The sequence below is a fragment of the Williamsia sp. Y721 genome (assembly GCF_059683565.1).
Window position 1 is genome coordinate 68170 of the sequence record NZ_JCASNH010000004.1, and the last position, 15989, is coordinate 84158.

A 15989-nucleotide genomic window follows, 5' to 3' on the forward strand; every position below is an offset into this window, starting at 1 on the left:
CGAAGGATACGTCGTCGGCGGCCTGCAGCCGATTCGTGCCAGACCAACGTGGCCGATGCCGGTTTCTGGACCAGTCCTGGTTATGGATCACAACGTCGCCCAACATCGGCGAGGCGATCCGCTGGTCCTCGTGAACAGCCGTGGGCGGCGACATCATCGCTGGGTGTCGGCCCGACGGTGATTTCCACGCGTTCGCATTACAGGACCGGTCCACTATTCGTGGGACTGTTTTCTGTATGCCGTTGTGCCAGCGGTAATTCGGCATCAGAAATACTTGCACTAACTAATTGAAAAAGGACAATCCTGGCGCGCAGATTTCGAATCTGTGCGTCAGAATGTCGGGATGCGTTCTTATGGCCGGGGGAACCGGTGACGGCCCGCCGAGTGTTACAGGTGGCGGTGATCGACGACCATGAGTCCGTGGTGGAGGGATTGCGGACGATCATCGAGGAGGGCGAGGACATGGCCTTCGTTGCCGGTGCGGAGACGGTGGATCAGTTGTTGCAGTCCACCTCGGACATCGGACTGGTGATCTTGGACCTCCGCTTGTCCGACGGTTCGTCGCCGCATTCGAATGTGACCCGGTTGCGCGAAGCGGATATCGAAGCGCTTGTCTACACCTCGGGCGATGAACCGTTTCTGGTGCGGGAAGCTGCCTCCGCGGGTGTCCTCGGGGTGATCCGCAAGTCTGCGCGTAAGGCCGAGATCCAGGACGCGATCCGAACTGCTGGGGCGGGACGGCAAGTGGCGTCGGTGGATTGGGCGGCCGCACTCGACTCGGACCCCGGCTTTGTCGACCTCTCGCCCCGGCTGCGGCAAGTGCTGGAGTTGTATGCGTCGGGAGAACCGACGGCGCGGGTGGCGAAGGAAACCGGTTTGTCGCCGGAAACCGTCAGCGACTACGTCGACCGCATCCGCCGCAAGTACCGCGACGCGGGACGGCCCGCACCCACCAAAACCGACCTGTACAAACGAGCGATTGAGGACGGATGGCTACCGATTCCGCGACGTTTCCGGCGATAGCCGCGGCGATCGGGGACGAAGCCAAAACCGCCGGACACCGTATACTGCAACAATTCTCACTGTTCGTCGGTGGAGGCTACCTCTTCTACCTCGTCCTGGTGATCCCCAACATCGGGCAGTCCACGGAAGTGATGGCCGGGTGGTGGACGGTCTCGGCACTCGTGTTGATCTTCGGGACCGGGCTCGTCATGGGAGCCGTTGCGATGCGAAGCAGTATCCCGGCGCTGCGCAGGACCGCGTCGGTCGCAGCGATCGGATACGTGGCGGCCCTGGCACTCTGGCCGCTGGGCTGGGACGGGATGCTCCTGGCCAGCGAAAGAGGCATGTGGTTCTCACAATTCAGTGGACTTCCGGCCATCGTCGCTGCTGCGGCGTGGCGGGCGCGGTGGGCATTTGCCTATCTGGCCGGGGTGACCGTGGTGGTCCAGCTGATCAATCACGAGGTCCGAGCGCCTGAGTTCAATGGGCCGGTGATCCCCGAGATCGCCTGGGCGTTCGCCTTTTGCTTGATCCCATTCTCCGCCGCGGTGATGGGCATCCGGACCGCGGCGATCCTTGATGCAACGCGTGAGTCGGCGTACGCGGCGGCAGCGGAAGCCGCTGCGACACAAGCGAGAACACTGGAACGAACGCGTTTTGACGCACTGACCCACGACGGTGTGATGTCGACGTTGCTCGCCGCCGCGCGCCAGGGCGCCTCGCAGCGCCTCGCCGTTCAGGCCAAACGCACCCTGGCCGACATGGACGGATTTCACACACAACCGACCGACGACGACGTTCTCTTGGTCAATGCGGCAGTTGCTCAATTGCGCGGCGCGGTCGTCGATGCGGATCCGACCGTCGCAGCTGACGTCACGAGAAGCGATGACGCACAGTCTTATCCGGTGAATGTGGTGCTGACCATCGCCGCAGCCACCACCGAGGCCGTGCGCAACAGCGTCACCCACGCCGGACCGGCGGCGACGCGAAGTGTGGTCGCCCGCTTCGAGCCCGACTCGATCCGGGTGGACGTGTGCGACGACGGCGTCGGATTCGATCTACGTGCGGTCGCGCCACAACGACTGGGTCTTGCAGTGAGTATTCGTGGGCGGCTGTCCGTTCTCGACGGCGGAAGCTCCACGGTCGATTCGAAACCCGGCCACGGCACCCGGATCGGCATCAGCTGGACGCGGCCACAGTGATCACCCGGGCGCGGTCAGCGGCGCCGCGGGATATCACCGCGATCCTGGGGATGCACACGCCGGCAGCCAAAGGTGTTGTGGCGGTGTACATCGTCGCGATCACCATCGTGGCCGCCGCGACCCGGCAGGGGATCAGTTCTTTCTGGCCGGTGGCCGTGGGACTGGTGATCCTGGCGGCAGGCACCATCGCGCTGATCACCGTGCCGGGCGACCCGCTGCCCGTGCCCGCGACCTGGGCGCTGGCCGCGGCCGGACCGATCGCGTCCGCGCTGATGCTGTGGGTGATGCCGGTTCCGCTCGAGGTGCCACTGCAGGGATGGACGCACGGGGCGGGCACAACGATTCTGTGTTTCATGTCGGTGCGCGGACGCTGGATCAGCGCATGGTGGGGATTGCTCGCCATGGCACTGGTCTACGGACTGTGGGGTGCGTTCACCGACCAGGGATTCCTGTTCGGAGTCGGGATGGTGGTCATCGACGGCGGGCCCCTGGCGATGGCGACCCTGCTCTCGTTTACGCTGCGGCCTAACGGAAAAGCCGTCTTTGCGTTGCGTGATGCCGCCACTGCGCGGATCGCCGCGCTCTCGGCCGCACGTGCGGCGACCGAAGAACGAGATGCCCGTCTGCGGCAGCTCGATGAGATGGCCAGACCCCTTTTGGAACGGATCGCGACCGCCGAAGAGTTCAGTCCGCAGGAGGCGGCAACCTATGAGCTGGTCGAGGCGAACCTGCGTGATCGCCTGCGAGCGCCCGCGCTGACAACCCCCGAAATCGATGCGGCCGCGCGGCTGGCCCGAGCCCGCGGCGTGGAGGTGATCCTCATCGACGATCACGGGATGGACGCGACACCGGCCGCCATCAGTGAACTACTTCGCGGACGGATCATCGACACCCTCCGGGACGCACACAACGGCGACATCTGCGTGCGGATCCTGCCCCCAGACCGGCCCGCGCTGGCGTCGATCTATGTGCATGACCGCGCCGGAACCCGCCGCATCACCTTCGACCATGCCGGGACCGAAGTTCAGACGTAGCGAGAAGCGATGTCATCAACGGGTTTTCGATGCCCCGATTTGTAGGGCCCCCTACTCGGGGGACCCCGCAAGATCCGTCTGGTGCACCCACGTCGGCGGCACTAATTTCGAGTACACATCGCCGGTCAATCCGCGGCCGGCGACCAGAAGATCGGAAACACCGTGCACACGATGGAAGCTGCCGTACCTGTGACCAGACCGTCCCTGAGCGCCCGCGAGATCGAGGTTCTGCGGACGTGGCTCGTCTGCAACACCAAAGATGCAGCCGCGCGCAGCCTGTTCATCTCCGGCTCCACGGTCAACACCCACATCACGCGGATCCGCGACAAGTACGACGCAGCAGGCCGCCCAGCGGTCACCAAGGCGGTCCTGCTCGCACGTGCCCTGCAAGACGGTTACATCACCGTCGACGAGTTGTGAGCTGGGTCAGCCCTTGGTGACGGTCACGTCTTTGACCGGGTTCGCGATCTGCTGAGTCTTCTTGTACAGCCAGGCGATGACAGCGACGAAGACGACAACGCCCAGGATCTCGGCCCAGCTGGTGAAGCTGTCCCCGACAACCGCCAGCGGACTCTCGTCACCGGTGGCCGCGACGATGCCGGCGAACACGACGCCGAACAGGCTTTCGCCGACGATCAAGCCGGTGGCCAGGAGCACGCCCATCCGCTTCTTGCGTTCGACGTTGCCGCCGCTCCGAACAGCCCACCGGTTGTAGAAGGTGCCGATGATGGCGCCGACCGGGATGATCAGGGTCAACGCGATCGGCAGGTACATGCCCATTCCGACGGCCAGCGGCGGCAGGCTCAACTTGGAGGTCGACCGCGAGAGGATCTCGTCGACGATGATGACGCCGACGCCGATCAGGGCGCCGAGACCGATGAGGTTCCAGTCGAGGTCGCCGCCGAACACGCCTTCGGCCAGCGATGAGATCAACGCGGCCTGCGGGGCGGCGAGTGCGTCGTCACCGGCGCCGGGGGCACCGGCGAAACCGAACGCGGTGTTCATGAGCCCGAGGATCGGCGGAATGACTGCCGATCCGAACAGGACGCCGATGATCAATGCGACCTGCTGCTTCCACGGCGTCGCGCCGACGAGTTGACCCGTTTTGAGGTCCTGCAGGTTGTCGTTGGAGATTGTTGCGACACCGAACACCACCGCGGTCACGAACAGGGTGAAGGCGATCAGCGCGGTGTTCTGCGCGTCGTCGGCATCGCCGTAGACCATCTTGATGAGTAGTGCGGCGAGGATGGCGACCAGGATTCCGACACCCGAGATCGGGCTGTTCGACGAGCCGATGAGTCCGGCCATGTATCCACAGACCGCCGCGACCACCAGGCCGATGACGAAGACGAAGATGATGCTGACGGAGATGATGCCGGTGGCGGTCCCATGCAGTGCGGTGTTGTGGACGAAGTCCCAGAGCAGCAAGCCGATGGGGATCAGGGCCACCAGGATCACGATCGCAACCATGGTGATCGGGATGTCCTGCTCGGTCAGATCGACCTTGTCGCCCTTACGCCGCGCCCGGGCCGAGACCAACGAGTTCTGGATGCCTCGCAGGATCGGTCCGATGATCTTGAGCAGCGTCCAGATCGCTGCGATGGCGATGGCGCCTGCACCGACAAACCGAACGTCGGAGGAGAAGATGCTGCTGACCCCGTCAAGCAGCGACTCACCGGCAGGGAGTTCGCCGTTGGTCTGAATGGGGAGCAGGATGCCGAACGAGATGACCAGACCGACGAGCATGGCGATACCGACGGTGAGTCCCACCAGGTGACCGACGCCGATCAGGGCCAACGACAGGCTCGCGCCCCACATGGTGCCACCGGCGCCGACCTTGATCGCACCGGCCAGAGAGTTGCTGAGCACCTTCAGTGCCGCCAGCAGCGAGAATCCCGCGGCCGCGACCGAGCCCATGATGATGATCCGCATACCGCCGCGGTTTTCTTCGGCGCCCGCGTTGGTGTCTCCGACCTTCAACACCTCGGCGGCGGCCACACCCTCGGGGTAGGGCAGATCAGATCCAGTCACCAGTGCTCGTCGCAGTGGGATGGAATACATGACGCCGAGAATGCCGCCGATCGCACACAACGCCACGGTGATCCAGTAGGGAAATCCGGTCCACCAGCCGACCATGATGAGGCCGGGCAACACGAAGATGATGGCCGAGAGCGTGCCCGCTGCCGAAGCAATCGTCTGGACGATGTTGTTCTCGACCACGGTGTGGTTGGCGAAGTTGCGCAGGATGCTCATCGAGATGACTGCGGCCGGGATGGCGGTGGCGAACGTGAGGCCGACCTTCAAGCCGAGGTAGACATTCGCGGCTGTGAATACGAGAGTGATCAGACCACCGAGGATGATCCCTCGCAGCGTCAGCTCGCGCAGACCGGACGACTTCGTACGCGTTGCCGTCACATCATCTGTGGACATTTGCGGCTACCCCTCACACCAAATGGGTTCATTGATCGATCACCGCCGCGATCCGACGGTCTCGTTGACTTTGACACTCTATGTGTCAAACGTTATGTCTGATCAGTGCACCCCGCGTTCACGGTCGCGGATGTATTTCAGCTCACATCGTGAGCGGGTGTCTCACTTATTCGCCCCCTTCGCGGCCCCGATCGTGGGTGGAGCTGCATCGGAGATGCCCTAGGAGTTCGTGGACCACGTCGCTCGCGGATTGGACCACTGGAAATCTGGCTGCAGCAGTTCGATCGATTCGCGACCGAGCCACATCGGGGTATTCGGTGGCTGCGTCGAATACAGGCCTCGCGCGGCGGCGGCGGTCCGCTCGTATTGGCTCGGCCAGTCAATCGAAGCCGCCAACGCGTCGATCCTTTGTTGTCCGCGTGCGAGCGCACTGTGGACATGGACCGGCGCCGGGAGAAGGTTCGACTTGGCTCCGTTGCATCTCGGGCAGGCAAGAACGAGGTTGGCGAGGCCGTCGATGCCCACACGCGACCAGGGGAGTACATGGTCGACATGTGCTCCGGTGCCCATACCGCCGCGGCAGTAGAAGCACTGCGCACCATATTCCCGATACAGCACGCCTCGAGCGCGGTCCAGTGAGATCCGGTCGATGCCGAAGAGGTGTCCGGCAAGATCCGGGGTGTCGTCCTGGAGGAATGGGTTCAGCCGTCGAACATCGTCCACCCAGGCGATCTGCAGGGCAGGTTTCAACAGTGCAGACAGTCGAGCCAACGCGTGCCCGACACCAGGGAAGAGTCGAATGATGTTGCCCTGCTGTGCAATGGCTGCGGCGGACACCTTGTCGTGCATCCAACTGTCGTCATAGAGAAAACAGGTGTGCTCCGGATCCTTCGTGACCCGCTGCAGTCGATGCAGCGGCTGTTGCACCAGGGTGAGTTTCACTACTTCGCGCGTCGACGAATACAGCTCTGGCGCACGGCGGTTGGCGACCTCCACCGCTATCTCGAAACGCGGTGGCGAGGTGGCGAACTTGAGCGCGCGCACTGCGTTGGGGATTCGCGCGGTCGGGTTGGTCGACTGCCTCAGATAGTGACCGTCGAGTTCTCGGACTTGCCGCCAATAGAGCGCGATGACCCGGTCGGCGAGGTCGTCGAGATCAACATCCAATGCTGCGTTCGGGTCGACGGGGGTGTTCTCGACGGCATGGTCGAGCAACGCCAGCAGGGTCGCGAGCTTGTAGGTCGCGACGCGGCGACCTTCCTCGAGCACGTTCATGAGTTGCTGGCCAAGTGCGAGTGGATCACGGGCATCGAGGTTGTGCACGGTGCAACGGTATCCGGCTTGTCGGTGCCCGGCGATACGGTGCGCCCACGAGTCGCCCATGGGGATGGGCGATGGCAACAAGGGGGAAATCATGTCTGTAGGGGTGGAATTTCGTGTCGGTGCGCTCGCGAGCGCGTGCGAACGAGACTTGGGAGACCCAGCGCAGTGGATCGCGCCGCGCGCCTATCCGAAAGCGTTGGCGCTGTGCATCATTGATGCGATCTATTCGACGGGGGCGCGGCATGTGACCGTTGAGAACATCGTCGAGCGGTACGGCATCTACCGCGCCGCACAGGGTGGCGACATCACGCAGGACGGAGCGCCCGAGTTACTCAAGACTTTTCGCGAGTTGGGTGACGCGTCGGAGTGGGCATCAACGATCGGTAATCGGAGGCCGACGTCGTCGACGCCCGGTGCGCCGCTGAAAGCGCAGGCGGTCAACGATGTTGCGAGCCGGCTTGTCGATCTCGGAATCGATACTGCGGCAGACTTGCGCGACGTGGCCGATTCCGATGCCCTCGACGCGGTCAAGAAATCGTGGCTCGCGGTGCCGGGACAACGATCGGGTGTCACGTGGGCGAATGTGTTGACGCTCGCCGGTGTCTCCGCCGTCAAGGTCGATCGCTCAATCGTCGGTTATGTTGCGCGCGTCTTGGATCTTCCCGTTGATGAAGTGACTCCCTCCATGGCGGGCGAGATCATCAGTAATGTTGCAGCACAGAAGCATTGGAACGTTGGCCACACGGAGCATGCGATCTGGCGGCTGGGGTCCAAGCGCCCGGTACGCGAACCCGTCCTGCCGGTGGCCACTGAGTAGCGGGTGCATCTCACGCGCCGGGCGGTTCTTCGGGACCGTCCGGTGTGTGGCGGGGAGGCTGGCATCCCAAACTCGATGAGCGGCTGAGTTGGTGTTCGGTCCAGAAGGGAGGGCTGAATCCCGATGCGGGAACCTTAAAGTGACACTTTCCAATTCAAATAGTTAGGTTGGCGAGGGATCGGGCGCGGGTGCTGACCGATCTGCAAATGCAAGGCGGACAGCACCTTTCATCCATATTTTTTGCGTTGCTAACGATGACACCAGTTCTGGGGCCAACGGAACGGCTGGCTGGAAGTTGTCGGACCGTGCCATTAGTTTCATGGGAGACAGGCAGTCAATCCGTCGGCTGCCGACCGAATGATCGGATCGAAGATGTTCACGATGAATCAGGCCACAGTCGAGATAGTAGCCAGGCCGAGCTTGAGTGCGCGGGAGATTGAAGTCCTTCGTGCGTGGCTTTTGTGCGACTCCAAGGACGTTGCTGCCCGCACGCTGTTCATCTCCTCGGCGACCGTGAACACCCACATCGCTCGCATCCGTGACAAATACGATGCTGTCGGTCGGTCGGCGGCATCGAAGACGTCGCTGTTGGCCCGCGCACTTCAGGACGGTCTCATCACGGTTGAGGAGCTCTGACCGAGACTCGTACGACTCCCTGGCGGGTCGGGCAAAACGCGACCACATCGGCCTCCGCAGGCTGGCGAAGGACTACACGCCTCGCCGGACCCCACGGGGCCGATGTTGCCAGCTCGATTGATGGCTACTCATCCTCGGACGAGGTGCCGCTCTCCAGGATGCTCACGATGGAGTAGAGCGAGAAACAGATCGCGCCCAATCCGGTGAGCACACGAGGGGCGATGAACAGGTTCGAGTTGTCCACCGCTCCTTGGAAGACGAAGGCGGCGAGGAACAAGCAGCACAGGGCGGTGAGGACGGGAATGAGGGGTACGCGGTTGGCGAGGCTGAACGTCCGTCGCCACACCAGGGCCAACAGGGCGACCTTGCTGAGGATGCTGAAGCAGACGAGTCCCAGCCCGATCAGCAAGAAACCTGGCGTCAGGTAGTACTCCTTGCTGTTCATGCCGAGGACAACAATTCCCCAGACGACACCCAGTGACCCCATGGCGATCACCAGCCAAGGCCAGACGGTCCGTTCCTTCGGCTGATAGGTGTTCTGTACCTGTCGAACGATGCTGAGTACCAAGCCGATCAGGCTCGTGCAGATCATCGCCAGGCCGGCGACGACGTGACCGACCGTGAACCGTCCCGGGGTCGTGGTCTGCACCAAATTGATGATCGCGAACACCCACGCGGTGATGGCCAACGCCATCGGGATCAGCGACAACACCAGCACCGATGCCCCTCCAAACGCTGCGGTGGGCGGGTGCTTGTCATTCTCCGGTTGACTCGAATTCTGCGGGATGAGCGAGAACTTGGTGGATGCGGTCGCGACCGTCGCAACACATCCACTGATCAGCCCGAGGCCGAAGACGACGTGTCCGGCGATATACTCCTTGCCCTGTCCTTCCGCCTCGGCGAAGATGATGATGCCGTAGACGGACGTTCCGATCGCCACGAGGAATCCGAGCGTCGGATAGAAGATCTTGTCGATGATGGTGAAGCGGCCGATCAACTGCCGGATAATCGTGGCGGCGGTACAAAAAAGGCAGATGCAGATCGCAGCGAGGAAAGTGACCACCCGGCCGGCGACGAAGTTGCCCGGCGCGTCCCCATCCGTCCAGATGAAGATGCCGTAGCCGATACACACCCCCGCCATGGCCAACGGGATCGCACGAAAGACGACACTCATCCAGTAATTCATGCCACTCACGACCTCGTAGCGTTGCCGGTAATCACACCGTTAGGAGTGATGCTCGATACTTCTGAGGTGGGCATCTGGGGTGGAGCGGTGGTCCAGATCCCGTGTTTGCAGTAAACCACGGTAGGAAAGAGGGCCGACCCGTTTCGCGCCAACGGGCGACGTTGAGCGGATTGCCGGATACGCAGATGCCCTCGTTTCAGGAATTCCGGTTCAGAGATTGTCCCTGTTTTGGTATATGTCCGGGATGCCGTCGTGGTCGTCGTCGCGCTCTTCTTCTTCCTGAATCCTGCGGTAGTGCCGGTTTCGGGCTCGCAGCAGGACCGATGCAATCAGCGCTGCGCACAGAGATCCGGTCAGCACGCCGATCTTGACGACTTGGTCGCGCTCGGAGCCCAGGCCGAAGGCAAGGTCACCGATGAGTAGGGACACGGTGAATCCGATGCCGGCCAGTATCGAGATGCCGAGGACGTCGATCCAGCGAACGCTGGCGTCGAGGGAGGCCCGCGTGAACGCCGACAGCAGTCGGGTGGTGCCGAAGATACCGATTGCTTTGCCGAAGACGAGACCGAAGATGATGCCGAGGGCGATGGGGTCACTCAACGCATCGGTCAGGCCGTCGAGACCTCCGATCGCGACGCCGGCGGCAAAGAACGCGAAGATCGGGATGGCGATGCCCGCCGAGATGGGCCGGATTCGGTGTTCGAAGTGCTCGGCCAGACCGATTCCGGCTTCCGGGCCGCCGGCCGCCTTGCTCCGGAGAACCGGAACGGTGAACCCGAGCAGAACACCGGCGACCGTGGCGTGGATCCCGGACTCATGGATGAACACCCAGGTCAGGGCGGCCAGCGGAATGAGTAGCCACCAGGATCGGATTCGGCGCTGGACGCAGATGGCGAACAGCACCAGCGGTATCGCGGCGAGCGCGAGGGCGCCGAGGTCGATGTCCTCGCTGTAGAAGACGGCGATCACGGTGATGGCAAGGAGGTCGTCGACCACAGCGAGGGTGAGTAGGAACGTCCGCAGAGCCACCGGTAGATGCGTAGAGATCACTGCCAGGACCGCGACCGCAAACGCGATGTCGGTCGCGGTGGGAATAGCCCAGCCTGCGGTGGCGCCATCTCCGACGTGGGCGGTGAACGCCACAAAGATGACGGCAGGCACGACCATGCCGCCGACTGCCGCGGCGATCGGAAGGACCGCACGCTTCGGATCACGGAGGTCCCCGGCAACGAATTCACGCTTGAGTTCAAGGCCGACGACAAAGAAGAAGATCGCGAGCAGTCCATCGGCAGCCCAGGTGGCCAGGGACAAGTCGAGGTGGACGCCCAATGCGTCCGTGCCGACCTGGAACTCGCTGAGATCGGTGTACGAATCGGACCACGGCGAATTGGCCCAGATCAGCGCAACCACGGTCGCCACCAGCAGGATTGCGCCACCGATGGTTTCTTTGCGGAGGATGTCGGCGATGCGCGATGACTCAGCCCAAGAGCCGCGGGCAAAGAGTGGCGATGGGGTTTTTCGGTCCTGTGCTGACACGTTGTGTCCTATCCATGGGTCGGCGAAGGGCGACACGTACGAACCATCGATCGACGGTAGGAGCACGCGGCCGACCAGACTTCCCGGCACACCGCCGGTAACGTTACCGCCTGGCAAATAGGCATCGGCAGGTGGCGCAGGAATCAGAGGCGATGGCATCGATCGGCTGCTCACGCGGCAGACTGTTGCCCATGTCTGAGGAAGATCTGAGGCCGGCTGAGTCCGGCGAAGCGGTGACTGATGCCCGGTCACCGCTGTTCGGCTGGTCGCTGGTCGGTAGCAACGAGGTGGTTGCACCGCAGGAACGGCTGTCGTGGCCGCGCACGGTGGGCATCGGATTGCAGCACGTGGTGGCCATGTTCGGTGCGACCTTCCTGGTGCCGGTCCTCACCGGATTCCCGCCGGCGACGACGCTGCTCTTCTCCGGCATCGGCACGATCCTGTTCTTGCTCATCACGCGCAACCAGTTGCCGAGCTACCTCGGTTCGAGTTTTGCGATCATCGCACCGGTACTCGCCGCGACGGCCTCGCATGGTCACGGGTCGGCGCTGGGCGGCATCGTGATGGTGGGCGCGGTACTGATCGTCATCGGCGTGGTGGTGCAATTCGCGGGCACCGGCTGGATCCACGCTTTGATGCCGCCGATCGTGACCGGAACCATCGTCGCGCTGATCGGCCTGAATCTCGCGCCGACCGCCAAGTCGAACTACGAGCAGGATGCGGTTACGGCCACGCTGGTCCTGGTGCTGCTGATCGCCTCGCTGGTGTTGTTCAAGGGTTTGCTCGGACGGCTCGCGATTTTCACCAGTGTCGTCATCGGCTATTTGTTTGCACTGGTTCGCGACAAGGTCGACACCGATCCCATCGGAGCCGCCGATTGGGTTGGCCTGCCCGACTTTCAGGCGCCGACGTTCCATCTGTCCGTGCTGCCGATGTTCTTGCCGGTCGTGTTGGTACTGGTGGTCGAGAATATCGGGCACGTCAAGTCGATCAACACCATGACCGGTATCAACTACGACCACAAGATCGGTCGGGCGTTGGCCGCCGACGGTATCGCCACGGTCTTGGCGGGTAGCGGTGGCGGTTCTGCCACAACGACTTACGCCGAGAACATCGGTGTCATGGCGGCCACCAAGGTGTACTCGACTGCCGCCTATTGGGTGGCAGGCATCGCCGCCGTGTTGCTGGGTATGTCGCCGAAGGTGGGTGCGGTCATCGCATCGGTTCCGCCGGGTGTCCTCGGTGGTGTGACCACCGCGCTGTACGGCCTCGTCGGAATCCTGGGAGTGCATATCTGGGTGACCAACAAGGTGGACTTCTCCAAGCCCGTCAACCAGTTCACCGCAGCCATCGCACTCGTCATCGCCATCGCTGACTTCTCTTGGACCATCGGCGATTTGAGCTTCGGTGGAATCGCGCTCGGAGCTATTGCGGCACTGCTGATCTACCACGTCATGCGGGTGGTCGGCGGCTGGCGCGGAACAGTTGTGGTGGACAAGGCCGACGTGGAGTAGGGGCGAGCGCGCAGTGGCCGACCGTCGGCGGTGCCTTTATCGTCCGGTCAGCCCTGTAGCCCAGCGGATCAGGATGCTTGCCAGGGTTGTTGACCAGCCACCCTGGTCAAGTGGGCGCGGAGGGCGTCAGCAACTATTTCGGGGTTCTCGAGCATCGGAATGTGGCCGACGCCGGAGAGGGTGACCTCTTCGACGTGGTCGGGCAGTTCATCGATCAGTCGCTGCATGCACTTGTTCCGGGTGAGGAAGGTGTCGAACTCGGACAGCATCAACGATGCCGGCGCGGTGACACGACGGATGGCTCGGTCCGTGAGCGGTCCATCGCGGAGATAGGCCAGTTGCATCGGCAGGTAAATGGGACAGCGAGAAACTGCGCGGATCGTGTTCACCGCGTCGTCGGGAACGACCGCAGTCATGTCATGGACGCAGTTTCGGATGATCGGGCGTTGAAAGACCTCGCGAGTTGTCACGCGATCCCCGAACATGCGGGCAGCAGCGGCGAGTGGAAACTGTGCGACGAATACCAAGCCAAGTCGAAACTCGGTGTAGGAAAACCGTTTCCATCCGCCACTGGGATTTATCGCAGCGAGGGATCTCGCGCGGCCGCGGCGTTCGAGTTCGAATCCGATCTCTCCGCCCAGCGAGCTTCCGGCGATATGACAGGTTTCCCAACCGAGCTTGTCGAGTTCACGTTCTACGCCATCGGCGATCCCGCGGACCCCTACATCGCGCAGTCGCAGCCGAGGTCCGGCCCAGTGTCCTGGCATCGTCAACGCGAGGACGTCGTAGTCACGTGAGAGGTTGTCGACAACGCTGTGCCATGAATGATGGGACAAGGTGTATCCGTGTAGCAGCAGCACCGGCTCACCCGATCCAGCCCGGTTCATAGATGTCACCACGCCCCCCTCGCGCCCCTTGACCACTCAGTAGTAGCAAAGTGCTCTGGACGTGTCCAGCGATGAGACCGTGTTGCTCGGGACGGGCTGCTTGCCGATGCTGTTGCACTGGGACAAGGCATCTCGAGTGGTTGGACGAATATCGGTAGCACGATCTCCGCTGCGGAGGTTCGCCCACAGTGAAGAAGTCATGCCGGGCCTGCCGACTCGTCGAGGAGTTCAGGGTCGCCGCCGAGGAAGTCCGCGTTGGCCTGTACCCATCCGGCCAGCGTGAGGCAGAACTGTTCTCGCCGGGGCGAAACTGCCCGTAATGTCCGACGCACGAATAATCTATGGCGGAGGTGCTTCATGGTTCGGGTCAATGTCCGACGGTGGGGGAGTGGAGATCGCGACGCGGTTCTCATCCATGGCCTCGGCAACTCGTCGGAGTCGTGGTGGGAGGTCGGACCGGAACTCGCCCGTCGTGGCTTCAACGTGCATGCCGTCGATCTGCCAGGACACGGACACAGTGAGCATCTCGACGAGTATTCGGTCGAGGCACTGGTGGATGCAGTTCTGGACGCGGTGCCTGCGGAACCGGCGCTGGCGCTGGGACATTCGCTCGGTGGGTTGGTCTTGGCGCACGCCGTCGAAGTGTTGCGTCCCGGCGTGGCCGTTTATGAGGACCCGGCCTGGAGTGTGGCGGTCGACCCGGCCGTCGTGGACTCGTTCCGCGCGCAGAAAGGTTGGACTGCCGAGGATGTCGACGTGGTGTACCCGAAATGGAGTGAGGGGAGCAAGGCTCGCAAACTGGCCGCGCTCGGGCAGTGGGACGAGCGGATCCTGGACGGTCTGAGTTCGTTCACTTCAGCGCGAGTGACTGCGCCGGCTGTTCGATCCATTGTGGTGCTCGCCGATCCGAGCCACCTGGTGCCCGCGGCACGGGCCGCGGAATTGCGTGCCGCCGGATTCGACGTGCGCTCCGTCCGTAACGCCGGGCACGTTGTTCATTTCGACGACTTCGCGGGCTTTCTGGAAGCGCTGGATCTGGCCCGATTCGACGCACAGACGACGGGATGAATGCACGCGGACGACCGCTGAAGACCGTCGCAAGCGAGGCCGCTCGGCCGACGAGGTCAGTCTGGCCGGAGTGCCTCTACGTCGGGGGATGTCGGCAGACTTTTGCGCCGCCGTGTTGGGTTGTCGGGCAACACCACCGCACGTAGACCGGCCCGCAAGGTTTCCTTGGTCTGGGTCCACCCGTCGGCCTCGTGGAGGCAGGCGCGGGCCTCGTCCCGGTCGCCACGTTCTGCGGCGTCGTCGGCGGCGCGACGCCAGGAGATTGCCTCGTCGGTGCTGATCCGGAGGTACCTCAGGATCGCGTCGCGGTCGTAGTCGCAGATCTCGGCAACCTCGTGTGGGGCCAGGGTGCCGGTGCCCTCCGGATCGAGGTGCAGCAGGACCATCAGGGCGGGCGGTAGACCGTCATAGAGGTCGGCTGGATCAGTTGATGCCGCCGCGACTTCGCCTGTCACGCCTGCGCAGGCGATCTCGCGCGCGATCAGGCCGGCACTGATACGCATGAACTTGAACCAGGTATGCAGGGCGTCCTCGACGGCTGAGGGTGTGAACACCTTCGCGTCGATGCTGATCTGGGCCACGGCATGGTTGCGGGAGACGACGAAGTCGATCTCGGGCCAGTGCGGCCCATGGAGATCGAACACTGCGCGCACGTGTGGGTTCGTGTCGATGTCCGGCGCGAGCATCGTGAACAGATCGATGTATGACCCGGTGGCCCGCACACGCAGCCACGAGGTGAGGCCACCGAGCGTGAAGGTGATGTCCCCATCGTGGTCTTTTGTGATGGGGTCGCAGGTCACCTGGGCGAGGACTCCCTCGACCAGGGCCTGTAGATGGGCCGGACCGCTCGGTCGGACCGAAACGTCTGCTGGTGGCGCCCCGTCGTCGTCGCTGCCCAGGGCGGGCCGGTCGAAGAACGCGGGATGGACCACCTGCCAGTGCTCCCGGATCAACGAGGTGGCCTCTACGGCCAGTTTGTCGACGTGGCGACGACCGACTGTCAGCGTGAACTCACCTGAGGTGAGTTCGCGCCAGCCGCGCTCGAGCAGGGCCGCAGAGGCCTCGCTGTTGGCAGGCCAGAGATACCGCGGGAATTCCGACGACAGCCCGCAGCGAATGCGGCCTGCGCGCGTGACGGTGAAGGTGAGCGCCTGCGCATGCTCTTCAAATGCCGGGTCGGGCCGGTCGAGGACATGGCGCTCGCCGTGCTTCAGATCGGCGAGGGTGTCGGCCAGGGACAGCCGGAATCGAGCCCACGAATCGTCCATCGAACTGTCGAAGTCGATCGGATCGGTCATGGTTGCTCCTGACTGTTGCTGGACCGTATGCCTGAGACCCTATAGCGCATCTGATC

15 protein-coding genes are annotated in these 15989 nt (G+C 63.3%); 8 read left to right on the plus strand and 7 right to left on the minus strand.

Going from position 1 to position 15989, the window contains the following annotated elements; all coding sequences use genetic code 11:
- Window positions 1-369: 369 nt before the first annotated feature.
- The 4 genes from AC56PL_RS19805 (at window position 370) to AC56PL_RS19820 (ending at window position 3658) form a co-directional block, all read left to right on the plus strand.
- Window positions 370-1023, plus strand: a complete 654-nt coding sequence (locus AC56PL_RS19805) for a response regulator (RefSeq protein ID WP_497154900.1) — start codon at window positions 370-372, stop codon at window positions 1021-1023.
- Window positions 990-2204, plus strand: coding sequence for a sensor histidine kinase (locus AC56PL_RS19810; RefSeq protein WP_497154901.1), 1215 nt, complete (start codon window positions 990-992; stop codon window positions 2202-2204). Before AC56PL_RS19805 ends, AC56PL_RS19810 begins: the two co-directional genes overlap by 34 nt.
- Complete coding sequence (locus AC56PL_RS19815; protein ID WP_497154902.1) at window positions 2201-3238, plus strand: DUF8320 family protein; 1038 nt, start codon at window positions 2201-2203, stop codon at window positions 3236-3238. The genes AC56PL_RS19810 and AC56PL_RS19815 overlap by 4 nt, the downstream gene beginning before the upstream one ends.
- Before the next feature lie 189 nt (window positions 3239-3427).
- Entirely contained in the window at window positions 3428-3658 is a 231-nt protein-coding gene (locus AC56PL_RS19820; RefSeq protein WP_495518353.1) for a LuxR C-terminal-related transcriptional regulator, read from the plus strand.
- A 6-nt stretch (window positions 3659-3664) separates the two neighbouring features.
- Here AC56PL_RS19820 and AC56PL_RS19825 read toward each other — a convergent pair whose 3' ends face one another.
- On the minus strand, window positions 3665-5668 hold the full coding sequence (locus AC56PL_RS19825; RefSeq protein ID WP_497154903.1) for an OPT family oligopeptide transporter: 2004 nt from the start codon (window positions 5666-5668) through the stop codon (window positions 3665-3667).
- 219 nt (window positions 5669-5887) lie between these two features.
- On the minus strand, window positions 5888-6991 hold the full coding sequence (locus AC56PL_RS19830; RefSeq protein ID WP_497154904.1) for an HNH endonuclease: 1104 nt from the start codon (window positions 6989-6991) through the stop codon (window positions 5888-5890).
- 58 nt (window positions 6992-7049) lie between these two features.
- On the opposite strand from AC56PL_RS19830, the gene AC56PL_RS19835 reads away from it, so the two are divergent.
- Complete coding sequence (locus AC56PL_RS19835) at window positions 7050-7808, plus strand: DUF8548 family protein (RefSeq protein WP_497154905.1); 759 nt, start codon at window positions 7050-7052, stop codon at window positions 7806-7808.
- A gap of 372 nt (window positions 7809-8180) precedes the next feature.
- A complete protein-coding gene (locus tag AC56PL_RS19840; protein ID WP_497154906.1) occupies window positions 8181-8444 on the plus strand; it encodes a LuxR C-terminal-related transcriptional regulator in 264 nt (87 codons plus the stop codon).
- Between the two features lie 124 nt (window positions 8445-8568).
- Here AC56PL_RS19840 and AC56PL_RS19845 read toward each other — a convergent pair whose 3' ends face one another.
- Window positions 8569-9630, minus strand: coding sequence for a DUF2776 family protein (locus AC56PL_RS19845; RefSeq protein ID WP_497155298.1), 1062 nt, complete (start codon window positions 9628-9630; stop codon window positions 8569-8571).
- Window positions 9631-9840: 210 nt separating this feature from the next.
- A complete protein-coding gene (gene nhaA / locus AC56PL_RS19850; protein ID WP_497154907.1) occupies window positions 9841-11325 on the minus strand; it encodes a Na+/H+ antiporter NhaA in 1485 nt (494 codons plus the stop codon).
- A 32-nt stretch (window positions 11326-11357) separates the two neighbouring features.
- Between nhaA and AC56PL_RS19855 the strand changes: the two genes are divergently transcribed.
- Complete coding sequence (locus tag AC56PL_RS19855) at window positions 11358-12680, plus strand: uracil-xanthine permease family protein (protein ID WP_497154908.1); 1323 nt, start codon at window positions 11358-11360, stop codon at window positions 12678-12680.
- A 68-nt stretch (window positions 12681-12748) separates the two neighbouring features.
- Here the strand turns inward: AC56PL_RS19855 and AC56PL_RS19860 are convergent, their stop codons facing one another.
- Together AC56PL_RS19860 and AC56PL_RS19865 are read right to left on the minus strand one after the other, a co-directional pair.
- Window positions 12749-13567 (minus strand): alpha/beta fold hydrolase, encoded by an 819-nt coding sequence (locus AC56PL_RS19860; RefSeq protein ID WP_497154909.1) that lies wholly within the window; start codon window positions 13565-13567, stop codon window positions 12749-12751.
- A gap of 197 nt (window positions 13568-13764) precedes the next feature.
- Entirely contained in the window at window positions 13765-13899 is a 135-nt protein-coding gene (locus AC56PL_RS19865; protein ID WP_497154910.1) for a hypothetical protein, read from the minus strand.
- A gap of 25 nt (window positions 13900-13924) precedes the next feature.
- On the opposite strand from AC56PL_RS19865, the gene AC56PL_RS19870 reads away from it, so the two are divergent.
- Window positions 13925-14635, plus strand: coding sequence for an alpha/beta fold hydrolase (locus AC56PL_RS19870; protein ID WP_497154911.1), 711 nt, complete (start codon window positions 13925-13927; stop codon window positions 14633-14635).
- Window positions 14636-14691: 56 nt separating this feature from the next.
- Here AC56PL_RS19870 and AC56PL_RS19875 read toward each other — a convergent pair whose 3' ends face one another.
- Complete coding sequence (locus AC56PL_RS19875; protein ID WP_497154912.1) at window positions 14692-15933, minus strand: TY-Chap domain-containing protein; 1242 nt, start codon at window positions 15931-15933, stop codon at window positions 14692-14694.
- Window positions 15934-15989 lie beyond the last annotated feature (56 nt).

Coding starts and splice junctions, on each gene's coding strand:
- AC56PL_RS19810 (WP_497154901.1), top strand. CDS start 990: ATGGCTACCGATTCCGCGACGTTTCCGGCGATAGCCGCGGCGATCGGG.
- AC56PL_RS19825 (WP_497154903.1), bottom strand. CDS start 5,668: ATGTCCACAGATGATGTGACGGCAACGCGTACGAAGTCGTCCGGTCTG.
- AC56PL_RS19835 (WP_497154905.1), top strand. CDS start 7,050: ATGGGGATGGGCGATGGCAACAAGGGGGAAATCATGTCTGTAGGGGTG.
- AC56PL_RS19840 (WP_497154906.1), top strand. CDS start 8,181: ATGTTCACGATGAATCAGGCCACAGTCGAGATAGTAGCCAGGCCGAGC.
- AC56PL_RS19845 (WP_497155298.1), bottom strand. CDS start 9,630: ATGAATTACTGGATGAGTGTCGTCTTTCGTGCGATCCCGTTGGCCATG.
- nhaA (WP_497154907.1), bottom strand. CDS start 11,325: ATGCCATCGCCTCTGATTCCTGCGCCACCTGCCGATGCCTATTTGCCA.
- AC56PL_RS19855 (WP_497154908.1), top strand. CDS start 11,358: ATGTCTGAGGAAGATCTGAGGCCGGCTGAGTCCGGCGAAGCGGTGACT.
- AC56PL_RS19860 (WP_497154909.1), bottom strand. CDS start 13,567: ATGAACCGGGCTGGATCGGGTGAGCCGGTGCTGCTGCTACACGGATAC.
- AC56PL_RS19870 (WP_497154911.1), top strand. CDS start 13,925: ATGGTTCGGGTCAATGTCCGACGGTGGGGGAGTGGAGATCGCGACGCG.
- AC56PL_RS19875 (WP_497154912.1), bottom strand. CDS start 15,933: ATGACCGATCCGATCGACTTCGACAGTTCGATGGACGATTCGTGGGCT.